Origin of the sequence: Rahnella inusitata, assembly GCF_018288855.1 — a bacterium.
Lineage (GTDB): Bacteria > Pseudomonadota > Gammaproteobacteria > Enterobacterales > Enterobacteriaceae > Rahnella > Rahnella inusitata.
Genome location: NZ_CP065024.1, coordinates 4,296,754 through 4,320,628 on the forward strand (window position 1 = coordinate 4,296,754; position 23,875 = coordinate 4,320,628).

Below are 23,875 nucleotides of genomic sequence, written 5' to 3' on the forward strand. Positions count from 1 at the left end.
GGGCTTTTAATTTGTTCAGAGATGACGCTGGGCAGCGAAACTGCGGCGTTAAATCAGCGCGCCATAAATCGTCAGCAGCGCCACCACGACCAGAATAATCATGGTGACTTTACGCGCCAGCCCAACGGCGGCGCGCGGCGTCTGCACCGGATCCATATGTGGATCACGCGCCAGCGAGAACTGCGCCAGACGGGTCAGCACGTGATATTGCGAAGAATGAATGTCTCCGAGCGAGGCAAACCATGCCGGTAATGCTTTTTCGCCGTGCCCGAGCAGCGCATACGCCACACCAGCCAGACGCACCGGGATCCAGTCAAGAATGTGCAGCAAACTGTCTACGCCGGACTGCGCGCGTTTGAGCGGCGTCGTATGGCGCGCGAGCCAGGTCTGATAGCCACGCAGCACAGCGTACCCGCCCAGCGCAACCGGTCCGTAGGGGCCAAGCACCACGAACCAGAACAGCGGCCCAAGGTAATAACGGAAGTTAATCCACAACAGCGCATTTTGCAGCTCACGCAGACGGGCTTCTTCGGTGCAATCTGTTGGCAAACCGTGGATCAGCGCCAGCTCTTCTGCCATCTCTTTCGTGGCATCGGCATCGCCCTGACGGGCTGATTTCAGATAGGCACGATAATGTTTACGTTTAACGCCTGCACCGATGCACAACAGACAGATAATCACCCACAAAACCAGCGAAGGCACGCCAAAAAACAAGCCCTGAACCGTACGCAGGATCACCCAAATCACCGCCATCCAGACCACGGCGATCGCCAGCGTTTTCGCCAGAGAAGTCTGTCGTCCGCGGCTGAAAATCACCTCGAACCGATGATCCAACTGCCAGTGTTCACCCAGTTTGAACAAGCGCTCCCAAGCCAGCACCAGCAATAAAGTAAATAACGTCATCGATTGTCACTCTCTCTCAACACATCACGCGCTAAAAAAAACCTGAACCCGCGTTCATTCACGAGTCAGCAGAAGCATTGTGCCCTGCGGAAGGTGTTAACAGCTTGCGATAAAATGCCCAGTCAAACTCAGGGCCGGGATCCGTTTTACGCCCCGGCGCAATGTCACTGTGTCCGGTAATGGCATCAAGACTAATCGGATAGTGCTTAATTAACAACTCAGTAACTGCCGCCAGGCTGCGATATTGTGCTTTTGTGAAAGGCTCAAAGTCAGTCCCTTCCATCTCAATACCGATGGAAAAATCATTACAGCGCTCACGCCCTTGCCAGCTGGAAACACCTGCGTGCCAGGCGCGTTTATCGAAAGGCACGTATTGGACGATTTCGCCGTCACGCCGGATCAGGCAATGCGCGGCGACGCGCAGCTGGTGGATCCCTTCAAAATAAGGATCGTCCTGCGGATTCAGCGTGCCGGTAAATAACTGATCAATATACGGACCACCGAATTTTCCGGGCGGCAAACTGATGTTATGGATCACCAGTAGTGAGGGGATTTCGTCGTCAGGACGGAGATCGGAATGGGGAGAAACAACCTGCCGGGCCTCGGCAATCCAGCCATGTTCTAAGTGCATCAATGACCTCAATGATGTGCCTGGGTGGTACTTATCACAGCAACAGGGTAGCATGTTTTTTTGTCCTTCTTTCCGCCATTTCGGAGTATTTGTATGTCTACCCGCAGCTACAGCCCTGAAAGTCGCCGCGCACAGTTACTCGAACGTATCGAGAGTGATATTCCCTTACTTGTGACTCAGGCGCTGGGTGAAGACCTCGGCGGCGAAGCCAATGCCGACAATGACTTAACCGCTCAACTGTTGCCGCAGGATAAAGATGCCAGCGCGACAGTTATTACTCGTGAAGCCGGAATTTTTTGTGGTCAGCGCTGGCTGGATGAAGTCTTTACCCAACTGGCGGGAGACAAAATCACCGTCAAATGGTATGTCAAAGATGGCGATTCAGTTTCTGAAAACCAGACATTATGTGAGCTTTCAGGCTCTGCGCGCATGCTGCTGACCGGCGAACGCACGGCACTGAATTTTGTCCAGACCTTATCTGGCGTGGCCACTGAAGTGAATCAGTATGTGAAACGCCTCGCAGGCACCAAAACGCAGCTGCTAGATACCCGAAAAACCCTGCCTGGCCTGCGCACAGCATTGAAATATGCCGTACTGTGCGGTGGCGGCAGCAATCACCGTCTCGGCCTTGCTGATGCTTTCCTCATTAAAGAAAACCACATTATTGCCTGCGGCTCGATTAAAGCGGCAGTTGAACGTGCGTTGTGGATCCACGCGGACGTCCCGGTTGAAGTCGAAGTTGAATCGCTAGACGAACTTCAGCAAGCACTGGATGCGGGTGCGGACATCATCATGCTGGATAACTTCACCGTGCCGATGATGCGCGAAGGTGTAGCCCTCACCGCGGGCCGCGCATTGCTGGAAGTCTCTGGCAATGTCACTGAAAAAACGCTGCGTGAATTCGCTGAAACCGGCGTGGATTATATTTCTGTCGGCGCGCTGACTAAGCATGTCCGGGCGATGGATCTCTCTATGCGTTTCAACTAATTAGCCTTTCAGCTATTGCCCTCTGAAATCCTTGCAGGGGGCAATACGACTTCTTCGGACTCTCTCGAACTTGCCGCATTACCCTCTCATTCTCATCGAACTCTGCCAACTCCCTTTTTGACCTCCTGAGCATAATTGCGAGACATCACGCAAAAGTTTTGCCTGCCTTCTGAGCTTGCACATTTATCCTGGAAGACGTCGCGGAGAAGCCACCGATGATGCTGGAGTCCTTTTTTTTCTTCGTTTAGTTTGCTGCCTGAGCAACATCCATGCAGTTACACCAGACGGAGAAAGCCATGCAACGGCAACAAGGATTTACCCTCATAGAGCTGATGGTGGTGATCGCAATTATTGCGATCCTCAGCGCCATCGGCATTCCCGCTTATCAAAGTTACATTCAAAAAGCGGCCCTGACCGACATGCTGCAAACCATGGTGCCGTATAAAACCGGCGTGGAGCTGTGCGTGATTGATGCAGGTGCCCTGACCAGCTGCAACGCGGGCAGTCAGGGGATCCCTGCGACCGCCACAAGCCGCTATGTCAGCCAGACACAAGTCAGTGCGGGGATCATCACACTGACAGGTCAGCAGGCACTTAACGGTCTCAGCGTTGTAATGACCCCTACTCTCGACAATCAGGCCGGCGGCATTATCTGGAACCGTACCTGCACCAATTCAGGTAACACTTCGATGGTTGAAGCTTGCGAAAGCGTCTTCCGTTTTGACACCACAGGAGCGCCGAAATGAGTGACATGCCATTAAATCGGGTTTCACCGGTAGAAAACCTGAAACAGCAAAGTGAAGCTTCACTGGAAGCACTTTGCCAGCGTTACAAAGCGGTGATTTTACATCGAGACGAACAGACTTTGCGGGTGGCCTGTCATGAGGCTGAACCAGATACCGATACGTTGAGCAACGTTCTGCGCTTTGCAAGCGGGCTGAAAGTTCAGCTTGAACGCTGGCCACAGGCAAGACTCGAACAGGTAATGGAGAAAAGCAGCACTGATCCTAAAGAAGAACCTGCAAAAGGTGAGTCGCGTCCGGCTTCGGGTAGTTCAGAGGAAAATGAGCTTAACGACCAGAGTGATGCGCCGGTAATTAATGTCCTCAATCAGATTCTCAGACAGGCAATCACCCGTCGGGCTTCGGATGTTCACTTCGAGCCTTACGAGCACAGCTTCCGTGTCCGCGTACGAATTGACGGCGTTTTGCAGGAGATTCCCGGCCCTGAGTTTTCAATGGCGGCGGGTGTTTGTGCGCGGCTGAAAATCATGGGGCAGCTGAACGTTGCAGAACGCCGCTTACCACAGGACGGACAGCTGTCAGTGATGCTTCAAAACCAGCGTTACTCAATGCGCGTCTCCTCCCTGCCAACGTTGCATGGTGAAAAAATCGTGCTGCGGATCCTGCATATGACCCAGCAGGATCTGGCTATGTCGCAACTGGGGCTGACACTGCGCGATCTCGAGTATTTCAAAGCCGCGCTGAAACACCCGCAGGGGCTGATTCTGGTCACCGGCCCGACCGGCAGCGGTAAAACCGTCACGCTTTACAGTGGGTTACGGCATCTGAATGCCATCTCCCGCAATATTTGCAGCGTGGAGGATCCGATCGAAATTCCGGTCAGTGGCATCAACCAGACGCAGATCAATAGTAAAACTGATCTCAGCTTTGCCAGTGTGCTGCGCGCATTGCTGCGCCAGGATCCGGATGTGATTATGGTCGGCGAGATACGCGATAAGGAAACGGCAGAAATCGCCGTAAAAGCCGCACAAACCGGGCATCTGGTGCTTTCAACGTTACACACCAATTCCACCTGTGAAACGCTGACCCGGCTGCGTCAGATGGGCATTGAAGGCTTTCACATTGCCGCCAGCCTGCGGCTGGTAATTGCTCAGCGTCTGGTGCGAAAACTCTGTCCGCACTGCCGTAAGGCGCACATGGGGTTTGTCGGTAAAGGTGAAAACGGGCGAGGTGCCCAGATCCCACTCTGGCTGGCTACCGGCTGTCATCAGTGCTTTTCCGGCTATTACGGACGGACAGGCATTTATGAAACACTGAGCATTACACCACGCTTGCAGCAGGCACTGGTTGCAGAAGCCACAGTGAATGAACTGAGCAAAATTGCCCGCGAGCAGGGGCAAATCACACTGCAGGAAGCCGGAATGCTGCTGGTTGAGCAAGGGATCACTTCGCTGGAAGAACTCTATCGCGTCACCGGCGAGGAAACCGATGCATGAGTGAAATGCCTGCGCTTTCCCAAAGATGGTGCCTGTATCACTGGCAGGCCATCGATATTCAGGGAAACATTCAGCAAGGCAGCAGCATCGAGGCCAGTAAAGATGGCATTTATCAGCAGCTTTTCGCAGCCAGTTTGCAACCACTGAAGATTCAAATGAAGCAACGTCTGAACCGGGGCTACTGGAAAAATTCAGAACGCGTTGCGATGGTTAGGCAACTTGCCACGCTGCTACAGGCCGGACTGCCGCTGGTCAATAGCCTGATGTTGCTGGCAAATGAGCATCCGAAAATGGCGTGGCAATGCGTTTTGCAAAATATCGCTAAAGGAGTTCGTGAAGGGAGACCTTTATCCGCAATGCTGAATGCCTATCCTGATGTTTTCCCGGATATCTACCGGCAGATTATTGCCATCGGTGAACTCACCGGTCAGATGGATCGCTGCTGTTTACAGCTGGCCGCACAGCAGGAACAGCAGGCCAAACTGAGAGATAAAGTGAAAAAAGCCCTGCGCTATCCGCTGATCGTCAGTGTAATAGCTACGGTGGTGACCTTACTGATGCTAACCCTGGTTCTGCCGGAGTTTGCCAAAATCTATGCCTCCTTTGATGCCGAGCTGCCGTGGTTCACGCGCATGCTGGTCAGTACATCGGATGTCCTGATCAGTACCGGTCCGTGGCTGACGGGTGTTATATCAGTTGGCTGCTTTGCCTATTTGCGCAAACTACATCCGCAAAAGCGCTGGAAGCATAGGGAGCAAATGCTGCTCCTAAGATTGCCGTTAACCTCACGGCTGGTTACCGACAGTTGCCTCAGCCAGATATTTCAGACGCTGGCGATGACACAACAGGCAGGAATGACGCTGATTTCCGGCCTGGAGGCGGCGGCATCCTCCCTGTCTAATTTGCATTTTCAGAGTGCGCTCAGCCAGATCCGTGAGCAAATTATGCAAGGTACACCGCTGCATAAGGCCTTTGTGCAGTCGCCGCTGTTTCCTTCGCTGTGTCAGCAACTGATAAAAATCGGGGAGGAGTCTGGGTCGCTGGATGAGTTGCTGCTGAAGCTGGCGCATCTGCATAATGAGAAGGCGAATTCGCTGGCGGACACGTTGTCCCAAACGATTGAACCGGTTCTGATGGCCGTGATGGGCGTGATTGTTGGTGGCTTAGTGATCGCCATGTATCTGCCTATTTTCCAGTTGGGATCGGTGATGGGATGAGGCGCACTATCGACGGGACGTTTGGAGGAAATGAAAACGGCGAAAACCTGTTTCGCCGTTATAGACGCCTTAAAGCCGTAATTGAGGCTCGTATCTTTAAGCGATTACTTACCGCCGAAAAGCCGGTTTTCCTGCTCTGCCACGCGGATAAAGGTAGTGCGCTTGGTCAGCTCTTTCAGACGATCGGCACCCACATAAGTGCATGCAGAACGCAGACCGCCAAGGATATCGCGAACAGTATTTTCAACCGGGCCTCGCAAAGGCAACTTCACGGTTTTGCCTTCCGCTGCGCGATATTCAGCTACGCCGCCGACGTGACGTTTCATCGCAGATTCGGAACTCATACCGTAAAACAGCATAAATTTTTCACCGTTCTCTTCAACGACAGTACCTTCACACTCTTCATGCGCTGCCAGCATTCCGCCGAGCATCACGAAGTCGGCACCGCCGCCGAAAGCTTTAGCCACATCGCCCGGCACGGCACAGCCACCGTCGCTGACAATCTGTCCGCCCAGACCATGTGCGGCATCAGCGCATTCGATCACAGCGGAAAGCTGCGGATAACCGACACCGGTTTTAACGCGGGTAGTACAGACTGAACCCGGTCCAATGCCGACTTTGACAATGTCTGCACCCGAGAGGATCAGCTCTTCGACCATTTCACCGGTGACCACGTTACCGGCACAGATGACTTTATCCGGGCAGGCTTCGCGTACGCGTCGCAGGAAATCGACAAAGTGCTCCGAATAGCCGTTAGCAACATCAAGACACACAAATTTCAGCAATGGTGACATTGCGAGAATTTGCAGTGTTTTGACGAAATCTGCTTCAGACGTCCCGGTGGAAACCATCACATTGCGCAGGACGGATTCATCCACAGAAGCGATGAAAGCCTGCCATTGTTCAACAGTATAATGCTTATGAACTGCCGTCAGCATGCCGAAGGATGCCAGCACCGTCGCCATGCGGAATGTCCCTACGGTATCCATATTGGCGGCAATAATTGGCGTGCCTGACCAGCTGATCGCGGAGTGTTTGAATGTGAAGGTGCGCTCCAGTTCTACTTCGGAACGGCTTTTGAGGGTGGAACGTTTAGGGCGGATAAGTACGTCTTTAAAGCCTAACTTCAAATCTTCTTCAATGCGCATGACGGGTTTGTCCTGGTTTGGCGACGGGTCGCTAGGGCGTAAAGCGAAAAATTAGACACCCTTTCCAGTGGTTTTATCATACACAGGAAAATGACAACGGCAAGATGGCTTTTCCAACTGACATCACAGACTTTTGATTGCACAGCTGAATAATTTTCGAAGTCCTAAACCAACACGAGAGCGGCTTGCACTTACTCATAATCTCTTTATCATTTACCCAACTAAATTTATCAGAGCATCAGCATGGCGTATATCGTTGCATTGACCGGAGGCATAGGGAGCGGGAAAAGTACCGTTGCTGAGAGCTTTGCACGCCACGGCGTAAGCATTGTCGATGCTGATGTTATTGCCCGTCAGGTGGTTGCCCCCGGCGAACCGGCGCTGGATGAGTTGAGCAGCCATTTTGGTAACAGTATTCTTCTCGCTGACGGCTCGCTTAACCGCGCCGTTTTGAGAGAATGTATATTCAGCAACCCCGTTGAGAAAGAATGGGTTAACAAATTGCTGCATCCGGTTATTCATGCCCGAACGCAGCGCCTTATCGCGCAGGCGCAAACGCCTTACGTGCTCTGGGTCGTACCGTTATTAATTGAAAATGGATTGCAGGCACGGGCCCATCGCGTACTGGTGGTCGACGTTGATCCGCAAACTCAGCTTTCGCGCACGATACAGCGCGACGGTGTCAGCCGTGAGCAGGCTGAAAATATTATTGCCTCGCAGGTAAGTCGTGAAAAACGACTGGCCTGCGCGGATGACATCATTGATAACAGCGGCGGTCCCGAAACGATTGAACCGCGTGTTGCCCAATTACATAGCCGCTATTTAACATTGGCGGCATCAGTATCTCCGTGAATAATGCGTTGAATTATCAGGGAGAAAACAGACAGGATATTGCCCAGCATGAGTGAAGCCGCAGCCACGGTTCTTTTTGAACATCCTTTAAATGAAAAAATGCGTACCTGGTTGCGCATTGAATTTCTGTTACAGCAGCTGCATGCCAATGCACAGGTCACTGCTATTTCTTCCGCCCTGCTGTTCTTTCGCACGGCATCCGACTTACTGGATGTGTTAGAACGCGGCGAAGTCCGCACCGACTTACTGAAAGAACTTGAGCGTCAGCAACAAAAATTGTCCCAGTGGCAGGATGTCCCCGGCGTCGATTTAACGCGCATTGAAGGGTTACGCACCGAGCTGAAGCAGTGTGCAGGTGTGCTGATGAAAGCACCGCGTATTGGTCAGGCGCTGAAAGAAGATCGCATGATCGCGCTGGTACGTCAGCGTCTCAGCATTCCTGGCGGCTGTTGCAGCTTTGACTTGCCGACGCTGCATATCTGGCTGCATCTGGCACAGTCACAGCGGGATGGCGAAGTAAAAAACTGGCTAGAAACGCTGGCGCCGCTGAACAATTCGCTCACGATGGTGTTAGATTTGATCCGCCAGTCCGGTGTTTTCCGCAACCAAATCAGCCTTAATGGCTTTTTCCAGGACAATGCTGAAGGCGCGGATCTGTTACGATTACGCCTGTCGATGGAAAATCTGCTCTACCCGCAAGTGTCCGGGCACAAAACCCGTTATGCCATTCGCTTTTTGCCCCTCGACAGCGAACATGGCGTGGTTCCCGCGCGACTGAATTTTGATCTTGCCTGCTGCTAGGAGTTGCAAATGGATCCCGAAATTATTGAAGTGAATTGCCCTACTTGTGGCAAAACGGTGGTATGGGGCGAGCAAAGCCCCTACCGGCCTTTTTGCTGCAAACGCTGTCAGTTGATCGACCTCGGCGAATGGGCCGATGAAGAGAAACGTATTCCCAGCAAAGGGGATATCAACGATCTGGATGAGTGGAGCGAAGAAGAGATTTAACGCGCAAAGCAGGTACGAGAAGGGATAAACAGAAAGGGGCTTCGGCCCCTTTTTTGTACGTGGAATTTAACGTAGATCAGAACTGATTGTTTTTCAGTGCCCGAACGATCGCTTCATTGGCCGGCGGGAACTCTGCTTCATTTAGCTGCGACTGGGCAATCCAGCGTTTCGGCTGGCCTTCTTTCCCATACGGCTCGCCCTTCCAGTCTTCAACCATAAAGAAGTGCAGCGTAATGATACGGTCAGGAAAGCGGTGCTCAAGAGTATCGAGCAATACCGGAGATATTGCCTCGATCCCGACTTCTTCCTGCAATTCGCGGATCACAGCCTGTTCAGGCGTTTCACCCGATTCGATCTTGCCGCCGGGGAACTCCCAAAAACCTGCCATGTGTGATGAAGCATCACGCTGAGTAATAAAAATTTCTTTCTGTGTATTACGGATGATGCCGACTGAGATATTCAGTTGCTTAATCGTCACAGTATTCACCTTTCCCCTGACTGAAATTCCTGTACTGAACCGTACTTTTAAGACAAAAAATAAAGGCGGTGATTAGCCGCCTTTAAGATTAACACGATGACTTAGCCTGATATCTTACTTTTGCAGGCGGCCATGGCATTGTTTGTATTTTTTGCCGGAACCGCATGGGCAGAGATCGTTACGCCCAACTTTACGCTCCCCCGAAGAAGCAAGGCGTGCTGCCTCTTCCACTTCAACTTCCAGCTGATCCTGATGGCTCAGTTGTTGCTGACGCGCCAGACGTTCGGCTTCTTCACGACGCTGCAGCTCCATCGCTTCCACTTCCTCAGGCATACGTACCTGAACTTTGCTCAACACGCTGACCACTTCGTATTTCAGTGATTCAAGCATTGCAGCAAACATGGCGAAGGACTCGCGTTTATATTCCTGCTTAGGATCTTTCTGCGCGTAACCACGTAAGTGGATACCCTGACGCAGATAATCCATCGCCGCCAGATGCTCTTTCCACAAGGAATCGAGGGTTTGAAGCATCACGCCTTTCTCGAAGTTACGCATCATTTCAGCGCCAACCACTTCTTCTTTACGGGCGTATGATTCTTTCGCGAGTTCCATAATACGTTCGCGCAGAGTTTCTTCATGCAGTTCAGGCTCTTTATCCAGCCACTCTGCAATCGGCATTTCCAGTTCGAAATCGGTTTTCAGACGTTGTTCCAGACCTTCAACATCCCACATTTCTTCCAGAGACTGAGGTGGAATGTAGCTGTCGATCATAGTTTTGAACACGTCTTCACGAATGCTGGCGATGGTTTCGCTCACGTCAGACACATCCAGCAGTTCGTTACGCTGGCTGTAGATCGCACGACGCTGATCGCTTGCCACATCATCGTATTCCAGCAACTGCTTACGGATATCGAAGTTACGGCTTTCAACCTTACGCTGTGCATTGGCAATCGCTTTGGTCACCCAAGGGTGCTCAATGGCTTCGCCCGGTTTCATACCCAGTTTGCGCATCATGCCGGAAACGCGATCGGAGGCGAAGATACGCATCAGAGCATCTTCCATTGACAGGTAGAAGCGTGAAGAACCGGCATCACCCTGACGTCCGGCACGACCGCGCAACTGGTTATCGATACGGCGTGATTCATGACGCTCAGTACCAATGATGTGTAAACCACCGGAAGCCAGAACGGCATCATGACGAATCTGCCAGGCAGCTTTGATTTCTGCGATTTTCTCATCAGTGGCTTCTTCGCCCAAATCTTCAACTTCAACCTGCCAGCTGCCGCCCAACACGATATCGGTACCACGACCGGCCATGTTCGTTGCGATAGTCACCGCGCTCGGCTGACCGGCCTGAGAAACGATCTCAGCTTCTTTGGCGTGGAATTTGGCGTTCAGTACGCTGTGCGCAATACCCGCTTTAGTCAGCTCGTTAGAGACAACTTCTGATTTCTCAATGGAAATAGTACCCACCAGAACCGGCTGGCCATTGGCAGTACAATTACGAATGTCTTCAATGATTGCGCCAATCTTTTCCATTTCAGTCATGTAAACCAGGTCAGCCATATCTTTACGCACCATAGGGCGGTTAGTTGGCACAACAATGGTATCAAGCTTATAAATAGAGCTAAATTCGAATGCTTCGGTGTCTGCGGTACCGGTCATACCGGCCAGTTTTTCGTACAGACGGAAGTAGTTCTGGAAAGTAATAGAAGCCAGCGTCTGATTTTCGTTTTGAATATCCACGCCTTCTTTCGCTTCCACTGCCTGATGCAAACCATCAGACCAGCGGCGGCCCTGCATCGTACGGCCAGTGTGCTCATCGACGATGATCACTTCACCATCTTTCACGATGTAATCGACGTCGCGGGTGAACAGCACGTGCGCACGCAGCGCTGCGGTTACGTGGTGCATCAGCATGATATTAGTCGGGGAATACAGGGATTCGCCCTCTTGCATGATGTCCGCTTCTACCAGCATTTCTTCAATCAGGACCAGACCGCGTTCCGTCAGGTGAACCTGACGCGCTTTCTCATCCACGGAGAAGTGACCTTCGCCCTGGAAGGAATCCGAGTCCTCTTTTTCCTGACGGATCAGTTTAGGGATCAGTTTGTCTACGCGGGTGTACATTTCTGAGCTGTCTTCAGCCGGGCCGGAGATGATCAGTGGAGTACGGGCTTCATCGATCAGGATGGAGTCGACCTCATCCACCAGCGCGTAGTGAAGTTTACGCTGTACGCGTTCTTCAGGGCTGAACGCCATGTTGTCACGCAGGTAGTCAAAGCCGTATTCGTTGTTCGTACCATAGGTGATGTCAGCTGCGTAAGCTGCGCGCTTAGCAGGGGAAGGCATACCCGGTAAGTTGATCCCGATGCTAAGGCCCAGGAATTCAAACAGTGGACGGTTATTTTCGGCGTCACGCTGTGCTAAGTAGTCATTGACGGTCACGACGTGAACGCCTTTGCCACTCAGCGCGTTCAGGTAAGCCGGCAACGTTGCCGTCAGGGTTTTACCTTCACCAGTACGCATTTCTGCGATACAACGCTCATTGAGCACCATACCACCGAGCAGCTGCACGTCGAAGTGACGCATACCGAACACACGTTTACTGGATTCACGTACTACAGCAAAGGCTTCAGGGATCAACGTTTCCAGCACTTCGCCTTTCGCCAGGCGCGCGCGGAATTCATCGGTTTTGGCTCTTAGCTGATCATCTGTCAGCTTCTGAACTTCAGGTTCCATGCGGTTGATGAGCTCAACCACTTTGCGCATACGGCGCAATGTACGATCGTTACGGCTACCAAAAACTTTGGTCAATAATTTGATTAACATGATGCTTGATATCTCTTTGTGGCCGTTAAAATCGACCCTAATTTATTGATTTATAGATAAAGTGCTTAAATGAGAGTGTGTTAAATCAGGGTGACCGGGCCGGCACGAATGCCCTGTACCTGTGCCAGCCACAGGCCGGTTTGATGCGAAGAGGAGGTAGTCAGCAAAGGCTGCTGCGTCCGACGAATGATCACCGGAGGTTTAGATTCATGGGTCAGTAAGGCATTCAGGGTCACCAGCAAAGCCAGTTGCTGAACGTGCAGCGGCTCGGCTTCTTCAGCAATCACTTCCGGCGAAGAGGTGTAAACCACCTGCGGTGCCAGAGCAAAAGAAAGGTGACGAATTACCGTACGTAGCGCATGCTGCTGCCAATAATCGACACCGAAAGACGGGCGACGATGTGCCTGAAGTAAGGCGAGATTGCTCAGCCCGGTATTACCGATGTTTAGACGGTTAAGACTTGAAGACGTATTGGGAACCGAGGCCAGTTCCGTTTGTGAGAGATTCGTCGACACGCCAAGGCTCGCCGCGACCATCCCCAACAGGAGATGCGGCCAAAAATACTTTCTGCCAAATTGTCGCCAACGATTTAGAATACCAATCACACGTTTATAATCCGCCGGAGCCCATCATGCGCGATAGTCGCCCACAATTATTAGATATCCTGTTCGATGACGCCTCTTCAACGGAACAAAGCCCGCTGCGGAATGTTCAACAGCGCGCTGCGGCGTTATTAAAACTCAACCGCGCAGTGAAGGGTCTGTTACCGTCGCCTATGCAACCATGGTGTCGCGTCGGTAATTATCGACAGGGAGTTTTAGTGCTGGAAATCGCTAATGCCAGCTGGATGATGCGATTACGCTATGAACAACCGGCATTACTCTCTGCACTTCGAGCGCAAATTCTACCATCATTGTCATCAATCGACATCAGGATTAATCCTTCGTTGATGGCTAAAATGGAAAATGCTTCGCAGATTGCTGAGAAAAATAAGGCGATTGCAGCAGAGTCGATGCCAGTCAGGCATTTGAGTTCACAGAGTGCAGATGAATTGAGAGGACTGGCGAGCCGTAGCCCGGAAAAACTGAGGAAGGCATTAGAACGACTGGCTGACCTGGCCGGAGAGAGTGCCAGAACAACCAGTCGTAATAAGTAAAACAGTAATATCTGTACCGATTATGCCAATACTGTAGAAGGGGCTTTAAAAGCCAATGGCACTTCAGCTTCATCCTGGAAGGTAACGAGTTCCCAGGCTTCCTGCTGCGCCAATACCGCTTGCAGTAACTTATTGTTCAATGCGTGGCCAGACTTGTATGCGGTAAACGCACCAATGATGTTATGTCCACACATGAACAGATCGCCGATAGCATCCAACATTTTGTGACGAACGAACTCATCTTCAAAACGCAGGCCATCTTCGTTAAGTACGCGGTAATCATCCACAACAATCGCACAATCAAAGCTGCCACCCAGGCACAAACCACGTGACTGCAAGTACTCGATATCACGCATAAAACCAAATGTGCGTGCGCGGCTGATTTGACGAACAAATGCTTCTGCAGAGAAATTCATTTTGTAGCGCTGTGAGCTGGAATCAATCGCCGGGTGTTTAAAGTCAATGGTGAAGTCCAGAGAGAAACCATTGAAAGGTTTAAACTCGGCCCACTTGTCACCGTCTTCAACACGCACAGTCTGTTTGATGCGCAGGAATTTCTTCGCGCAGTTCAGCTCTTCAATCCCTGCATCCATCAAGAGATAGACGAAAGGTGCAGCACTACCATCCATAATTGGCACTTCAGGCGCATCGACTTCGATAACGATGTTATCGATGCCCAGGCCTGCGAGGGCCGCATTAAGGTGCTCTACCGTAGAAATACGTACGTCATGCTCATTGACCAGGCAAGTACAGAGCATGGTATCACGCACGGATTTGGCATCTGCCGGGAAATCGACCGGTGGATTCAAGTCAGTGCGACGATAGATGACCCCGGTATTGGCCGGTGCAGGACGCAGAGTCAGGGTGACTTTCTTGCCGGTATGTAAACCGACGCCCGTCGCCTGAACGATACGTTTTAATGTACGTTGTTTGATCATCGTTTTTATCTCGCAATGTTATCCATCTATCCTACCAACCTTTTCATAGTACATTAAGGTTGGCGGGACAGTTTAGCACAAAGAGCGGAGATCCTACAATTCGGACTAGTCTGCCTGCTTACGCAGGAAGGCCGGGATGTCCAGATAGTCGGGCTCTTTATTGGATTGCGCGCTCTGATCGTTAACCACTTTGGCAGCTGGCTTCGTTTCCTGCGGCAACGGAGACATCCCGTGCTGCTGGTAGCGATGATCCATAACAGGCTGGCTGGCTGGCTTATTGGTCACCAAAGTGATCTCAGGACGTTTGTCCATGCCGATACCGGTTGCCACTACCGTTACGCGCAATTCGTCGTTCATTTCCGGGTCAAGGGAAGTACCGATAACCACGGTTGCGTTGTCAGAAGCGAAAGCACGGATAGTGTTACCCACGGTTTCGAATTCATCCAGACGCAGGTCAAAGCCGGCAGTGATGTTGACCAGAACGCCGCGAGCACCTGACAGGTCGATATCTTCCAGCAACGGGCTGGAGATCGCCATTTCAGCCGCTTCTTCAGCACGGTCTTCACCACAAGCCACGCCGGATCCCATCATGGCATAACCCATTTCGGACATCACGGTGCGCACATCGGCGAAGTCGACGTTCATCAGACCCGGACGGGTGATCAGCTCTGCAATACCCTGCACCGCGCCTTTCAGCACGTCGTTGGCCGCACCGAAGGCGTCCAGCAGAGAAATACCGCGACCCAGAACTTTCAACAATTTGTCGTTCGGGATAGTGATCAGGGAGTCCACATGTTTGGACAGCTCAGCGATACCCTGCTCCGCGAATGCCATGCGTTTTTTGCCTTCAAAGTTGAATGGCTTAGTCACGACAGCGACGGTCAGAATACCTAAATCTTTAGCGACTTCAGCAACCACTGGCGCTGCACCGGTACCGGTACCGCCACCCATGCCCGCTGCGATAAAGACCATGTCAGCACCTTCTAGCGCAGCACGCAGGGCTTCACGGTCTTCTTCTGCAGAATTGCGACCCACTTCCGGATTCGCACCAGCACCCAGACCTTTGGTAATACCGCTACCGATCTGAATAGTCTGGCCTACTGCCGTTTTACGCAACGCCTGAGCGTCGGTGTTAACGGCAAAGAATTCAACACCTTCGATGCGCTCGCGCACCATGTGTTCGACAGCGTTACCGCCACCACCGCCGACGCCGATGACTTTAATCACCGCATCGTTGGTCAGTTCCATAGGTTCAAACATAGTTTCTCTCCGTTTTGTGCCTGTCGCGTCGGGATCGAAATACTTGGAAGCATGATCCCGTTGTTAAAACATTAAAACTCTTTTCTCAGCCAGCTATTGATTCGTTTGAACCAGTTGCCCACTGAGGCGCGTTTTTCCACTTCGGCCTCACCGCTCAGGTGAGACTCTTTACCATAGTGCAGCAGCCCTACAGCAGTTGAGTAGTAAGGTTCCTGCGCATAATCTGTCAGCCCGGTGATGTTCAGAGGTTGCCCGATACGCACCTGAGTATGGAATACCCGTTGCGCACAAGCTGCCAGACCATCAATTTGTGCTGCGCCGCCTGTCAATACGATACCTGCGGCCAGATGATGTTTTACGCCCTGCTGACGTAACTGCTCCTGCAATTGCAAAATTTCGTCATTCACAAGATTTAGCAATTCTGTATAACGAGGCTCGATGACTTCAGCCAGTGTCTGCCGTTGCAGACTGCGCGGCGGACGCCCGCCCACGCTCGGCACTTCGACATTTTCGTCTTTGCCGACAATCGACCCTAATGCACAACCGTGGCGAACCTTGATGGCTTCGGCATCGGTCGGTGGTGTACCAAACGCATAAGCGATATCGCTGGTGACCACATTCCCTGCATAAGGGATAACCTTAGTATGACGCAGTGCGCCACCGGTATAAACAGCGATATCCATGGTTCCGCCACCAATATCGACGACGCAGACACCTAATTCGCGTTCATCTTCGGTCAGAACGGCATAACTGGCCGCGAGACCGGCGAAAATCAGTTGGTCAACTTTCAGACCGCATCGTTCAACCGCTTTAACAATGTTCTTCGCCATATCGTTATGGCAGGTAATCAGGTGAACTTTGGCCTGCATACGCACGCCGGATAACCCCACCGGATTTTTAATGCCTTCCTGATAATCGATGGCATATTCCTGAGGAATAACGTGAAGCACACGATGCTCATCACGCACACGCACCGACTTGGCAGTGTGCACAACGTTCTCTACATCTTCCTGCGTCACTTCCTCTTCTGAAATAGGAACCATCCCTATTTCATTCTGACAACTGATATGTTTACCAGATAAAGCGAGGTAAACAGAGGAAATCTGACAATCAGCCATCAGTTCGGCCTGATCGATGGCGCGCTGAACGCATTTCACCACCGATTCCAGATCGTTAACGCCACCCTTGTCCATGCCACGGGATGGGCAACTGCCCACGCCGATAATGTTGACCATGCCATCGGGCAGGACTTCACCCACCAATGCGGCGACTTTTGCAGTACCGATTTCCAGCCCAACTACCAGTTTTCTGTCCGTCGACTTGATCATTGTTGTTTAGCCTGTGCCTGATTCTGTTGCTGATTACTGTTTTGCTGGTCAATAAACTCCGGCGCCCAGCCGACTGACGCACCGCTGTCATAACGTAAATCGACATAAGTGATGCGTTTTTTATCGGCGTCGGCCTGTTGCTGGAATCTCGGATAAAGCTCGATAAAACGTTGTAAACGCCCCATCCGGTCATCTCTCCCCAACTCCAGCCGAACATCATTATCCAGAGTTAACTGCCACGAGTGACGAGCACTCATTGCCACGGCTTTCAACGTGAACTTGCCGGCGGCCAGCGCCTGACTCATCGTTTGATAGCCTTGCAAAACATCCTGTTCGCTGCCTTCCGGACCATAGAGCAACGGCATTTTCTGATTCACTACGCGCTCGGCGGGTATGCTGAATGACTTGCCGTCGGCATCGACCATATGCAAATCATTCCAGTGTGCAACCGGCACATACTCCACCAGATGTATCTTCAGTTCATTCGGCCATTGCTTGCGTACGCTGGCCTGCTTAATCCACGGCAAACGTTCAATCTGTTGCTGGATGATATTCACATCCTGCGTCATGAACGTGCCCGGCGCCCCTAAGGACAGGATCGCCTGACGAATATCGTCGTTAGTGGTGTAATGGCGCTCGCCGGTCACCACCAGCTGCGATAAAGGCAGCCGGTTTGCATCCTGCATCCAGATAACAACGGCCCATGCACTCCATAAGATGGTGCCTGCGACCAGCAGCAGAAACACGATCCCTGCCAACTGGCCGCCGTTACTGCGACGGCCGCCGTTATTGCTCTCGGCCGTCTCTCGCTCTCGGGTATTCAGGGCGGCTTGAGACATATCAGTCAGCCAGTTCCAGAATACGGAAAACCAATTGCGGGAAGCTCAGCCCGGCATTTTTCGCCGCCATCGGTACCAGACTGTGGCTGGTCATGCCCGGCGACGTATTGGCTTCCAGAAGATTAAAGCTGCCGTCGCCATCCTGCATGACATCAACGCGTCCCCAACCGCTGCAATCGAGCGCCTGATAAGCCTGTAATGCCAGAGCGGACAACTCTTCTTCCTGCGCCTGACTTAAACCACTTGGGCAGAAATACTGTGTTTCATCAGACAGATATTTTGCCTGATAGTCATAAAATGTTCCGGCAGGCTGAATACGGATCGAAGGCATCACCTGTTCGCCCACGATAGCGACGGTGTATTCCGGGCCGCTCAGCCATTTTTCCACCAGGACGTTATCATCATGACGGAAGCCTTCCTGCAGGGCCGGTAACAACTCCTGTTCGGTTGTCACTTTGCTCATGCCAACGCTGGAGCCTTCGCGACTTGGCTTGACGATCACCGGTAAACCCAATGCCGCGATTTTTGCCGCCAGAGCGCCCTGCCCTGCTTCTTCAATTTGTGAACGATGCAACGCCACGAACGGGGCAACGGGTAAACCCAGCGCCTGCCACACCAGTTTGGTGCGGAATTTGTCCATGGTCAGGGCGGAAGCCATCACGCCGCTGCCGGTATACGGCAGGCCGATTTGCTCGAGCATCCCCTGCATCGTGCCGTCTTCACCACCGCGACCGTGCAGCGCGATAAAGACTTTGCTGAAGCCCTGCTCTTTAAGCAGCGCGACGTTAACTGTTTTAGTATCAATGCCGTGAGCATCCACGCCAGACTCACGTAAGCCTGCCAGCACGGCAGCGCCAGACTGTAATGACACATCGCGTTCTGCGGAAGTACCACCAAATAAAACTGCTACTTTCTCAGACATGATGTTCTTCACCTTTCTTCACTGGCTGCAACTTTTGATCAGCCAATTTGCGGGCCACTTTGCCGATGGTACCGGCGCCCTGAACCAGGACTAAATCGTCCCCTTCGAGGATCTGCGCCAGACTTTCAGGCACAGCGTCAATATCAGAAACCAAAATCGGATCCAGCTTGCCACGTGCGCGAATGGTGCGGCACAGCGAGCGGCTGTCTGCGCCCGGAATCGGCGTTTCGCCAGCCGGGTAAACATCGAGCATGATCAGCACATCGACCTGTGACAACACGTTGGCGAAATCATCGTATAAATCGCGGGTACGCGTGTAACGGTGCGGCTGGAAAATCATCACCAGACGTTTATTCGCCCAGCCTGCGCGTGCCGCTTTTACAGTGGCGTCCACTTCTGTCGGATGGTGACCGTAGTCATCAACCAGCATGGCGCTGCCGGATTTGCCGTTCACATTCTCCAGCGGGAATTCACCGAGGAAATCGAAACGGCGTCCGGTGCCCTGGAAGCCTTCCAGCGCCCGCAAAATCGCGTCGTCGCAGATGCCTTCGTCGGTCGCAACCGCAACTGCTGCCGCTGCATTCAGGGCGTTATGACGGCCCGGTGCGTTCAGCGTGACAGTTATTTGCGGCAGGTCGTGACGACGCAGAGTGAAGTGCCCTTGCGCGCCTTCCTGACGGTAGCTCTCAATCATCACGTCTGCGTCTTCGCTGAAGCCGTAGGTAGTGATATGACGACCAACGCGAGGGATCAGTTCCCTGATCACCGGATCATCGATGCACATCACTGCGCGTCCGTAGAACGGCAGGTTATGCAGGAAATTCACAAACGTTTGTTTCAGGTTTTCAAAATCACCCTGATACGTGTCCATGTGGTCTGCTTCGATATTGGTGACAATGGCCACCATCGGTTGCAGATGCAGGAAGGACGCGTCGCTTTCGTCTGCCTCAGCAATCAGGAAGCGACTTGAGCCCAGACGTGCGTGCGTGCCTGCAGCTTTCACCAATCCACCGTTCACAAAGGTCGGATCCAGTCCGGCCTCGGCATAAATACTGGTGACCATGGCCGTGGTCGTGGTTTTACCGTGCGTACCTGCCACAGCGATGCCGTGACGAAAACGCATCAGCTCGGCGAGCATTTCAGCGCGGCGAATCACAGGTATTCGCGCTTCGCGTGCCGCAACGATTTCCGGATTATCGGAAGAGATGGCCGTGGAAACGACCACGACGCTGGCATCCAGCACGTTCTCAGGGCGGTGATTGAAATAAATCTTCGCGCCCAGCGCCGTCAGTTGCTGCGTCACCGCATTAGGTGCCAGGTCAGAACCGCTGATCTGATAGCCTTCATTTGCCAACACTTCGGCGATACCACCCATGCCGGCACCACCGATGCCAACAAAGTGAATGTGCCTGACACGATGCATCTCGGGCACGAAGGTACGCAGTTTCGCCAATTGTTGTGTATTCACGTTTTTATTCACTATTTCAGGTTACTGATTAATCCGTTTCTTACGGCTGGGACCCTGCATTGCACGGCCCGTTCAATTTCATTTTTTACTGGCGGCAACCACTTCGGCGGCCACACGCTCTGTCGCATCTGGAATGGCAGCTGCGCGTGCAGCACGCGCCATTTCCATAAGATGGGTTCTGTCCCATCCGGCCATCAAATCAGCCACTGCGGCAGCGCTAAAATCTTTCTGCTCGATAATCTTCGCGGCACCGGCTTTTTCCAGCGGCAACGCATTCCAGTACTGCTGGCGGTCTTTATGCTGGAAAGGGACGAATATCGCCGGTAAACCTGCGGCAGCGATTTCGCTGACCGTTAACGCCCCGGAACGACAGACCACCACATCCGCCCAGGCATACGCCTGCGCCATATCATCAATAAACTCGGTCACTTTATGCTGCATCTGACCGACTTTTTCATAAGCTTGATTGACGGACTCCAGTGCACCTTTACCCACCTGATGCCACAGCGTGATTTTATCGCCCATCAGCGCCGCCACGTCCGGCATGCTCTGGTTCAGCACCCGCGCGCCCTGACTCCCGCCAATGACCAGAACGCGGATAGGGCCTTCGCGCCCGGCGAGACGAGTTTCCGGCAATTCGAGCGCCAGCACATCGGTACGCACCGGGTTACCCACCACGTCAGCATTCGGGAATGCGCCGGGAAACGCCTGCAACACTTTTTTAGCAATGTGCGACAAACCCCGGTTGGTCATGCCGGCAATACCATTTTGCTCATGCAAAACCACCGGAATGCCCAGTGACCACGCTGCTAAGCCGCCGGGGCCGGAAACGTACCCGCCCATGCCTAATACCACATCAGGCTGGAAACGCTTCATGATGGCTTTTGCCTGGCGCCACGCATGATATATGCGAATCGGGGCAGTGAGTTGCGCTTTCAGACCTTTCCCACGTAATCCTGAGATTTTAATGAAATCAATCTCAATGCCGTTTTTAGGAACCAGGTCGGCTTCCATACGATCTGCGGTACCCAGCCAGCGAACTTCCCAGCCTTGATCCATCAGATGATGTGCCACGGCCAGTCCGGGGAAAACGTGCCCACCGGTACCGCCTGCCATCACCATTAAACGCCGGGTATTGCCACTCATCGGGCACTCCTTACAAACGCCTGGGCTTTTGCCAGCCGCGTTTCAAAATCCACTCGCAGCAATAACACGATTGCCGTCGACATAATGATCAGGCTCGAACCACCGTAACTGATGAGCGGCAAGGTCAAACCTTTGGTCGGCAACATCCCCGCTGCGGCCCCAACGTTAACCAGCGCCTGGAAGCTAAACCACACGCCAATTGAGCAGGCCAAAAAGCCGGAAAATCGCTGATCGAGCTCTAATGCACGACGTCCAATGGACATCGCACGAAAAGCGACGAAGAATACCATCAACAGGGCTAAAACCACACCGAAATACCCCAGTTCCTCGCCTAAAATCGAGAAGATAAAATCGGTATGCGCTTCCGGTAAATACTCGAGCTTTTGCACAGAGTTACCTAATCCCTGCCCCCAGAACTCACCGCGGCCAAACGCCATCAGTGACTGGGTTAACTGGTAGCCGCTGCCGAACGGATCGGCCCACGGATTCCAGAAGGAAGTCACACGGCGCATACGGTACGGTTCGGCGATAATCAGCAGCACAACCGCAAACGCACCGGAGCCGATGATGGCCAGGAACTGCCACATTTTCGCCCCCGCCAGAAACAGCATCGCCAGCGTGGTAATAAACAGTACAACCACCGTACCGAGGTCAGGCTGCGCCAGCAGTAACACCGCCAGCACGACCATCACGCCCATCGGCTTACAGAAGCCCCAGAAGTTACTGCGGACTTCATCCACCTTGCGCACCAGATAGCTGGCGAGGTAGCAAAACAGGGACAATTTGGAAAACTCGGCGGGCTGAATACGCAGCGGGCCGAAGGAAATCCAGCGCGATGCCCCGTTGACCGAGCTGCCGACCACCAACACCACCAGCAGCATCACCACCGAGAGCAACAGCAGTACGTTGCTGTATTTCTGCCACACCGCCATCGGCACACGCAGTGTCACCAGCGACATTCCAAAAGCCAGCGCGAGATAAATCGCATCACGCTTGGCGAACAGGAACGGGTCATCCGCCAGACGCTGACCAATCGGCATCGAGGCTGACGTCACCATCACAAACCCCACAATCGCCAGGCCAAAGGTCAGCCACAGCAGCGTGCGGTCATACAGCACCAGCGTGACGGTGTCGTTTTCTCTGGCACCCATCACCCAGTCGTTAAATTTTCTGACGAGACCCAGCCCCGGCATACGGATCCGCATCAGCCAAGCTCCTTCGCCAGCGCAGTGAAGACATCACCACGGTGTTCAAAACTGCGGAACTGATCGAGACTCGCACAGGCGGGAGACAGGAGCACCATGTCGCCGGAAGCCAGATGTGAACTGATTTCTCGCATCGCCTGCTCCATTGTTTCAAACAGAGAAGATACTTCCGGGCGCAGCTCTGCCAGTTCAGCCCCGTCACGGCCAAAGCAGTAAACGCGGAGTTTCTCGCCCTGCAAATAACGCGTCAGCGGGGAGAAATCAGCAGATTTGCCGTCGCCGCCCAGTAACAGGTGCAGCGTGCCCTCGACGTGCAGACCATTGAGTGCCGCTTCAGTGCTGCCAACGTTGGTTGCCTTGGAATCGTTAATCCAGCGCACACCGTTGTGCTGCCAGGCTATCTGAAAACGATGTGCCAGGCCGGTAAAGGTGGTCAGCGCTTTCAGGCTGGAAGCATGAGGAACACCGACGGCATCCGCCAGCGCCAAAGCCGCCAGCGCATTGGTATAGTTGTGACGGCCGGTCAGCGGCATCTCATTGGTATTCAGGACTTTCTCACCGCGCACGCGCAGCCAGATATCATCCTGCTGGCGGGTCAGGTGATAATCCCCCACATCCACCCCAAAGCTCACACAACGCTTATCAGCCCCGCGTACCGGCATGGTCAGTGCATCATCAGCATTCACCACGCAAAGCGCGGCGTTCTCATACACTTTTAATTTGGCCGCACGGTACTGTTGCAGACCAAACGGATAGCGATCCATGTGGTCCTCAGTCACGTTCAGAATGGTGGCCGCAGCGGCTTGCAGACTTTCTGTCGTTTCCAGCTGGAAGCTGGAGAGTTCGAGCACAAAGAGATCGTATTCGTGATCCAACATGTTCAGTACGGGCAGACCGATATTGCCGCCTACGCCGACACGCCATCCGGCGGCTTTCGCCATTTCACCGACCAGCATGGTTACTGTGCTTTTGCCGTTTGAACCGGTGATCGCCACAATCGGTGTCTGGGTTTCACGGCAAAACAGCTCGATATCGCCGACAATTTCCACACCGGCTTCAGAAGCAGCACTGAGCGCAGGCGTTGCCAGTGCGATGCCCGGACTGGCAACGATCAGATCCGCATCCAGCAGCCACTCTTCATTGAGTGAACCGAGATGACGCTCAATATTATCCGCAAGCTTGTCCAGTCCTGACGGGCTAACGCGGGTATCCATAACACGCGGCGTCACGCCCCGTGTCACAAAGAAATCAACACAAGAGAGGCCGGTCAGCCCCAGCCCGATGATGACGACTTTTTTACCCTGATAGTCAGCCATAG

Annotated in this window: 23 protein-coding genes; 8 read left to right on the top strand and 15 right to left on the bottom strand. The window is 53.0% G+C overall.

Annotation, left to right across the window (positions count from 1 at the left end):
* Window positions 1–48: 48 nt before the first annotated feature.
* Together ampE and ampD are read right to left on the bottom strand one after the other, a co-directional pair.
* Window positions 49–903: a beta-lactamase regulator AmpE gene (ampE, locus tag I2123_RS20115; protein WP_213051361.1), complete on the bottom strand. Its 855-nt coding sequence runs from the start codon at window positions 901–903 to the stop codon at window positions 49–51.
* Window positions 904–961: 58 nt separating this feature from the next.
* On the bottom strand, window positions 962–1,534 hold the full coding sequence (ampD, locus tag I2123_RS20120; RefSeq protein WP_213051362.1) for a 1,6-anhydro-N-acetylmuramyl-L-alanine amidase AmpD: 573 nt from the start codon (window positions 1,532–1,534) through the stop codon (window positions 962–964).
* Between the two features lie 93 nt (window positions 1,535–1,627).
* Between ampD and nadC the strand changes: the two genes are divergently transcribed.
* The 4 genes from nadC to hofC all read left to right on the top strand — a co-directional run bounded on the left by nadC (window position 1,628) and on the right by hofC (window position 5,977).
* Window positions 1,628–2,521: a carboxylating nicotinate-nucleotide diphosphorylase gene (nadC, locus tag I2123_RS20125; protein ID WP_213051363.1), complete on the top strand. Its 894-nt coding sequence runs from the start codon at window positions 1,628–1,630 to the stop codon at window positions 2,519–2,521.
* 296 nt (window positions 2,522–2,817) lie between these two features.
* Window positions 2,818–3,267 carry a prepilin peptidase-dependent pilin gene (gene ppdD / locus I2123_RS20130; RefSeq protein ID WP_213051364.1) on the top strand — a complete coding sequence of 150 codons (450 nt, stop codon included), beginning with the start codon at window positions 2,818–2,820 and terminating at the stop codon, window positions 3,265–3,267.
* On the top strand, window positions 3,264–4,760 hold the full coding sequence (gene gspE, locus I2123_RS20135; RefSeq protein ID WP_213051365.1) for a type II secretion system protein GspE: 1,497 nt from the start codon (window positions 3,264–3,266) through the stop codon (window positions 4,758–4,760). Before ppdD ends, gspE begins: the two co-directional genes overlap by 4 nt.
* On the top strand, window positions 4,757–5,977 hold the full coding sequence (hofC, locus tag I2123_RS20140) for a protein transport protein HofC (protein WP_244879860.1): 1,221 nt from the start codon (window positions 4,757–4,759) through the stop codon (window positions 5,975–5,977). The genes gspE and hofC overlap by 4 nt, the downstream gene beginning before the upstream one ends.
* A 104-nt stretch (window positions 5,978–6,081) precedes the next feature.
* On the opposite strand, the gene I2123_RS20145 is transcribed toward hofC, so the two are convergent.
* A complete protein-coding gene (locus I2123_RS20145; protein ID WP_112168699.1) occupies window positions 6,082–7,125 on the bottom strand; it encodes a GMP reductase in 1,044 nt (347 codons plus the stop codon).
* Window positions 7,126–7,368: 243 nt separating this feature from the next.
* On the opposite strand from I2123_RS20145, the gene coaE reads away from it, so the two are divergent.
* The 3 genes from coaE to yacG are packed head-to-tail and all read left to right on the top strand — an operon-like array spanning window position 7,369 to window position 8,985.
* Window positions 7,369–7,977: a dephospho-CoA kinase gene (coaE, locus tag I2123_RS20150; protein WP_112168700.1), complete on the top strand. Its 609-nt coding sequence runs from the start codon at window positions 7,369–7,371 to the stop codon at window positions 7,975–7,977.
* A gap of 48 nt (window positions 7,978–8,025) precedes the next feature.
* The gene (zapD, locus tag I2123_RS20155; protein WP_112168701.1) at window positions 8,026–8,778 is read left to right on the top strand and encodes a cell division protein ZapD; all 753 of its coding nucleotides are present in this window, start codon (window positions 8,026–8,028) and stop codon (window positions 8,776–8,778) included.
* Between the two features lie 9 nt (window positions 8,779–8,787).
* A complete protein-coding gene (gene yacG / locus I2123_RS20160; RefSeq protein WP_056776990.1) occupies window positions 8,788–8,985 on the top strand; it encodes a DNA gyrase inhibitor YacG in 198 nt (65 codons plus the stop codon).
* Window positions 8,986–9,061: 76 nt separating this feature from the next.
* Here yacG and mutT read toward each other — a convergent pair whose 3' ends face one another.
* The 3 genes from mutT to secM all read right to left on the bottom strand — a co-directional run bounded on the left by mutT (window position 9,062) and on the right by secM (window position 12,900).
* The gene (mutT, locus tag I2123_RS20165; protein ID WP_213052580.1) at window positions 9,062–9,457 is read right to left on the bottom strand and encodes an 8-oxo-dGTP diphosphatase MutT; all 396 of its coding nucleotides are present in this window, start codon (window positions 9,455–9,457) and stop codon (window positions 9,062–9,064) included.
* 120 nt (window positions 9,458–9,577) lie between these two features.
* Window positions 9,578–12,295: a preprotein translocase subunit SecA gene (gene secA / locus I2123_RS20170; RefSeq protein WP_112168702.1), complete on the bottom strand. Its 2,718-nt coding sequence runs from the start codon at window positions 12,293–12,295 to the stop codon at window positions 9,578–9,580.
* 80 nt (window positions 12,296–12,375) lie between these two features.
* Window positions 12,376–12,900: a secA translation cis-regulator SecM gene (secM, locus tag I2123_RS20175; RefSeq protein ID WP_213051366.1), complete on the bottom strand. Its 525-nt coding sequence runs from the start codon at window positions 12,898–12,900 to the stop codon at window positions 12,376–12,378.
* Window positions 12,901–12,926: 26 nt separating this feature from the next.
* On the opposite strand from secM, the gene I2123_RS20180 reads away from it, so the two are divergent.
* Complete coding sequence (locus tag I2123_RS20180; protein WP_112168704.1) at window positions 12,927–13,451, top strand: DUF721 domain-containing protein; 525 nt, start codon at window positions 12,927–12,929, stop codon at window positions 13,449–13,451.
* A gap of 20 nt (window positions 13,452–13,471) precedes the next feature.
* On the opposite strand, the gene lpxC is transcribed toward I2123_RS20180, so the two are convergent.
* The 9 genes from lpxC to murD form a co-directional block, all read right to left on the bottom strand.
* On the bottom strand, window positions 13,472–14,389 hold the full coding sequence (lpxC, locus tag I2123_RS20185) for a UDP-3-O-acyl-N-acetylglucosamine deacetylase (RefSeq protein WP_112168705.1): 918 nt from the start codon (window positions 14,387–14,389) through the stop codon (window positions 13,472–13,474).
* 105 nt (window positions 14,390–14,494) lie between these two features.
* The gene (ftsZ, locus tag I2123_RS20190; protein ID WP_013577005.1) at window positions 14,495–15,649 is read right to left on the bottom strand and encodes a cell division protein FtsZ; all 1,155 of its coding nucleotides are present in this window, start codon (window positions 15,647–15,649) and stop codon (window positions 14,495–14,497) included.
* 71 nt (window positions 15,650–15,720) lie between these two features.
* The gene (gene ftsA / locus I2123_RS20195) at window positions 15,721–16,977 is read right to left on the bottom strand and encodes a cell division protein FtsA (RefSeq protein WP_009634688.1); all 1,257 of its coding nucleotides are present in this window, start codon (window positions 16,975–16,977) and stop codon (window positions 15,721–15,723) included.
* A complete protein-coding gene (gene ftsQ / locus I2123_RS20200) occupies window positions 16,974–17,816 on the bottom strand; it encodes a cell division protein FtsQ (protein WP_112168706.1) in 843 nt (280 codons plus the stop codon). The genes ftsA and ftsQ overlap by 4 nt, the downstream gene beginning before the upstream one ends.
* A 1-nt stretch (window position 17,817) precedes the next feature.
* Window positions 17,818–18,738 (bottom strand): D-alanine--D-alanine ligase, encoded by a 921-nt coding sequence (locus I2123_RS20205; protein WP_213051367.1) that lies wholly within the window; start codon window positions 18,736–18,738, stop codon window positions 17,818–17,820.
* Window positions 18,731–20,206, bottom strand: coding sequence for a UDP-N-acetylmuramate--L-alanine ligase (gene murC / locus I2123_RS20210; protein WP_112168738.1), 1,476 nt, complete (start codon window positions 20,204–20,206; stop codon window positions 18,731–18,733). The genes I2123_RS20205 and murC overlap by 8 nt, the downstream gene beginning before the upstream one ends.
* A 78-nt stretch (window positions 20,207–20,284) precedes the next feature.
* Window positions 20,285–21,352: an undecaprenyldiphospho-muramoylpentapeptide beta-N-acetylglucosaminyltransferase gene (gene murG / locus I2123_RS20215; protein WP_213051368.1), complete on the bottom strand. Its 1,068-nt coding sequence runs from the start codon at window positions 21,350–21,352 to the stop codon at window positions 20,285–20,287.
* Window positions 21,349–22,551 carry a cell division protein FtsW gene (gene ftsW, locus I2123_RS20220; protein ID WP_413527961.1) on the bottom strand — a complete coding sequence of 401 codons (1,203 nt, stop codon included), beginning with the start codon at window positions 22,549–22,551 and terminating at the stop codon, window positions 21,349–21,351. The genes murG and ftsW overlap by 4 nt, the downstream gene beginning before the upstream one ends.
* A 5-nt stretch (window positions 22,552–22,556) precedes the next feature.
* Entirely contained in the window at window positions 22,557–23,873 is a 1,317-nt protein-coding gene (murD, locus tag I2123_RS20225) for a UDP-N-acetylmuramoyl-L-alanine--D-glutamate ligase (RefSeq protein WP_213051369.1), read from the bottom strand.
* Window positions 23,874–23,875: the final 2 nt, after the last annotated feature.